The following is a 3998-nucleotide window of genomic DNA, read 5'->3' on the forward strand; positions in this document are numbered from 1 at the left end:
AGGACTTTGGTTTCCTTGATATGGCTTTGATAGCCAATCAAGCGCAAAGCCGATTGAAATTGCTCGATAGTTTGGAAGATTTGATTCGTCAACCTCATGCGCTTGAGATGGCTATTCATAAAGTCATAGAAGCTAACTTATGGATGCTGGGTTACGAGTACTCCCTCATTGCGTCGAATAAAACTTTAGCCAAAACTATTCATGAATACACCGCCAATAAGTTTAGTGGTAAACGAGCTAAAAAACGCCCGGATTTATTTCTTGCCCAGAACCCGAGAGGGAATTACCTGCTTGTCGAATTTAAGGAGCCTTCAAAGCCCATTACCCGAGACGACCAAAGCCAAGCAGCTAAATACCGTGACGATTTAGAGCCAAAATTTGGTGAAATTGAAATTCTACTTTTGGGAAAAGGCCGCAGCCCAACAAATTCAAGCCAAAATGATCCGCCGCGAATGAAGGTTTTTGGTTATGAACATCTAATCAGTTCCGCACGCACCCAGCTAGATTGGTTACTTAACGAGTTGGAGAGTAATTAAAATGACCATCGCCGACACCGTCTACCAACACGTCAAAGCCCTGCCGCCCGCCAAGGCTTTGAAAGTTTTACATTTCGTTGAGTTTCTGGAATCCAAACCCGACTCAACGCCGAAATCCGTGGCCAACGACGCCTTGGCCGCTTTTGTTCCCAGTCTGCCGGTTGGACAGCGTAGCGACGAAGAGATCAATTCCGCTTTTCGGACAATGCGCGACGAGTGGGATCAACCCTGAAACCGCGCCTATTACAGGCAGGATCGTTAAATTCAGCACGTTGTAAAAGCAGTTGTTTTTATCAACGCCAGTACGGAGATACCATCATGCTACAAGACCAAATCATCGCCGAAATCAAACAAATCCCGGATGACAAACTCGCGGAAATTTACGATTTGATCCATTACTTTCGGTTGGGATTGAGTCGCGAGCGGGTGTCGTCGCCGTCTCGTCCGATTGGTTTGGCCAAACATCAATTCGAGATTCCGCCGGCGTTTTACGATCCATTGCCGGACGAACTGCTGGATGCCTTCGAGGGCAAGTGATGAAAATATTACTGGATACCTGCGCCTTCTTGTGGCTGACCACCGACGCACCGGAACTCAGTTCAAAAGCCAGGCAATCGTTTCAAGACCCCGACAACGCTGTTTATTTGAGCAGTGTGTCGATTTGGGAAATGGTGGTGAAACATCAATTGGGAAAGCTGCCGTTTCCGACCGCCGCCGAGGATTTTATCCGGCAACAATGCGAACAGCATTTCATAGACTACTTGGCTTTGGACGACAAAGCGGTTTTTCAACTCAGCAACCTACCCAATTTGCATCGCGACCCTTTTGACCGAATGCTAGTTTGCCAAGCGATCGCTCATGATCTAGTGCTGCTTACTTCGGATAAGCTAATTACTCAATATCCGGTTGCTAGTTTTTGGTAGGACTTTAGCGGAATGGCAAACACTCGCATTTTGGTAACGGCGCGGCGGGTTGGTCTGTCCTCCTTCTCCCTTTGCTACAATGCCGGCCAATTTGGCTAGACGGATGAAAGGCGATGCGCTTGTTATTGGTGGAAGACGATGCGATTTTGGGTGACGGCATCAAGGCCGGGCTAACCTTGGAAGGTTACGCGGTGGATTGGCTGACCGACGGCGCCCAGGCCGACGAAGCGCTGAAATTAAACCACTACGACCTGATCGTGCTCGATCTGAATCTGCCGCGGATGGACGGCATGACCGTGTTGAAGAACCTGCGCCGCCGCAAGGATGGTACGCCGGTGTTGCTGCTGACCGCCCGCGACGGCGTGGCCGAGCGGGTGGCCGGGCTGGACAACGGCGCCGACGATTACGTCGCCAAACCCTTCGATCTGGCCGAAATCTGCGCCCGGCTGCGGGCTTTGGCCCGCCGCCACGAAGGCCACGCCCAGCCGTTGATCGAACACAAGGGCGTGACCATCGATCCGGCCGCGCACCAAGTGTATTTTCAAGGCAAGCCGGTCGATCTGGCGCAGAAGGAATTCGAAGTGCTCAGCTATCTGCTCGGCCATATCGGCCAAGTGATTTCCCGCGCCCGGCTGGAAGAAGCGCTGTACGCTTGGGGCTCGGAAGTAGAGAGCAATGCGGTGGAAGTCCACATCCACCATCTGCGCAAGAAATTGGACGCCGGTCTGATCCGGACCATACGCGGCGTCGGCTACATCGTCGATCACGACTGATGGCCAAACGCTGGCGGCTGGTGCCGCGTTCGCTGAAAAAGCAACTGCTGTTCTCGCTACTGTCAGCGCTGCTGCTGGGCTGGAGCGTCAGCGCCTATCTAAACTATCAACGCACCCGCGACGAAATCGCCGAATTGTTCAACGCCGAGCTGGCCCAGTCGGCCCGCGTGGTGCAAGCCTTCGTTGATAACATGCTGCGGCTGCGCGCGCTGACTAAATTATGGGAGCGCGAGAAATCCCCGGAATTGTTCGACACGCCCATTCTCGGCCACAAATACGAGCGCAAGATCGCCTTTCAGTTGCGTTCGATCAAGGATGGCCTGGTGCTGCGCTCGGAGAGCGCGCCGGAATTCGCGCTGTCGCTGACCCGCAACGGCTACAGCGAAACGGTCATCGACGATCAACTGTGGCATGTGTTCAGCCTGAGCAGCGAAAACGGCGATTACGTGATTCACGTTGGGCAGCGCGACGACATCCGCCGGCAATTGGTGGAAAGCATCGCCGGTCAGCAAATCGTCGGCGTGCTGATTGCGCTGCCGGTGTTGGGTTTGGCGATCTGGCTGATCGTCAGCCGCACCTTGCGGCCGATCAACCGGCTGAAGGACGAACTGGCCAGCCGCGAGGCGGATTTTCTGGAACCGCTGGCGCTGGACGGCCTGCCGGATGAGATGCTGCCGGTGGTGAACCAGTTGAACGCGCTGTTGGCGATGCTGGAGCAGGCCTTCGCCAATGAACGTAACTTCACCTCGGACGCCTCCCACGAATTGCGCACGCCGCTGGCCGGTCTGCAAACCCAGTTGCAAGTCGCGCAAAAAGCCGCCGATCCGACAATGCGCGCGCAAGCCATCGCCAAGGCCCAGCAGGCCGTGCTGCGGATGACGCATTTGGTCCAGCAACTGTTGACGCTGTCGCGGGTACAGCACCATGCCGCCGCGTTGGCTCTGCAAGCCGTGGACATCCACGAGGCTTTGGTCGGCGCGCTGGCCGATCTGGAGCCGCAAGCCCGCGCCAAGCGCATCGAACTGGAGTTGCATGGCGCCTCCGGGTTGGCCGTGGCCGCCAATCCGCAATTGCTGCAAATCCTGCTGCGCAATCTGCTGGACAACGCCATCAAATACACGCCGGCCGGCGGCGTGGTGAGCGCCACCTGCCGAGCCGAGGCCGACCGGGTGGCTGTCTGCGTGGACGACACCGGTCCCGGCGTCGCCGATGTCGAACTGGAACGGCTGACCCAACGTTTCTACCGTTGCGTCGAAACCGCGCAAAGCGCCGAAGGCAGCGGCCTGGGCCTGTCCATCGTCCAGCGCATCGTCGCGCTGCACGGCGCCGAGATTGGCTTCAGCCGCTCGGCACTCGGCGGCTTGCAGGCGCGGCTGGTGTTGAACAACCCGGTTTAAGACATTCCTACTACCTGGACAACGCCGGATTTCTGGCAACCCTGGCGGTGGACATCATGGACCGTAATTTGTACGAACGAGCCAATGACTGCCGCTGGGCGCTGACTTTTAAATTCAGACAAAACCTGGCTCATCCGGCCATCTCCGCCGAGGATACAGCGCAAATCAGCGAAATTCCGGTTTACATCAATCGTTTGTACACGGTTTACAGCAAGCTTTAGGTATACAACCCCGCTGGAGAAATATTGGTGGTCTCCGATCCGACCGAACTAGGCATCTCTAACTTTCAAGCCGGACGCAGCCAAGATTCGCAAGCAAGATCAAACGGGCGGGCGGTCTTGCAACCTCCTATTCGACGAAAACAGCAAG

General features: G+C 55.7%; 7 protein-coding genes. All 7 read left to right on the forward strand.

Going from position 1 to position 3998, the window contains the following annotated elements; all coding sequences use genetic code 11:
- Positions 1–536 (forward strand): Shedu immune nuclease family protein (locus tag AC3B8H_RS19135; RefSeq protein WP_488443116.1); only part of this gene is annotated, 536 nt, incomplete at its 5' end.
- A 1-nt stretch (position 537) separates the two neighbouring features.
- Complete coding sequence (locus AC3B8H_RS19140) at positions 538–768, forward strand: hypothetical protein (protein ID WP_488443117.1); 231 nt, start codon at positions 538–540, stop codon at positions 766–768.
- Between the two features lie 86 nt (positions 769–854).
- A complete protein-coding gene (locus AC3B8H_RS19145) occupies positions 855–1073 on the forward strand; it encodes a hypothetical protein (protein ID WP_488443118.1) in 219 nt (72 codons plus the stop codon).
- Entirely contained in the window at positions 1073–1459 is a 387-nt protein-coding gene (locus AC3B8H_RS19150; RefSeq protein WP_488443119.1) for a type II toxin-antitoxin system VapC family toxin, read from the forward strand. The genes AC3B8H_RS19145 and AC3B8H_RS19150 overlap by 1 nt, the downstream gene beginning before the upstream one ends.
- Before the next feature lie 113 nt (positions 1460–1572).
- Entirely contained in the window at positions 1573–2232 is a 660-nt protein-coding gene (locus AC3B8H_RS19155; protein WP_488443120.1) for a response regulator, read from the forward strand.
- Positions 2232–3629, forward strand: coding sequence for an ATP-binding protein (locus AC3B8H_RS19160; protein ID WP_488443121.1), 1398 nt, complete (start codon positions 2232–2234; stop codon positions 3627–3629). The genes AC3B8H_RS19155 and AC3B8H_RS19160 overlap by 1 nt, the downstream gene beginning before the upstream one ends.
- Positions 3630–3685: 56 nt before the next feature.
- The gene (locus AC3B8H_RS19165) at positions 3686–3850 is read left to right on the forward strand and encodes a hypothetical protein (protein ID WP_488443122.1); all 165 of its coding nucleotides are present in this window, start codon (positions 3686–3688) and stop codon (positions 3848–3850) included.
- Positions 3851–3998 lie beyond the last annotated feature (148 nt).

The organism is Methylomonas sp. BG-2, assembly GCF_057766305.1.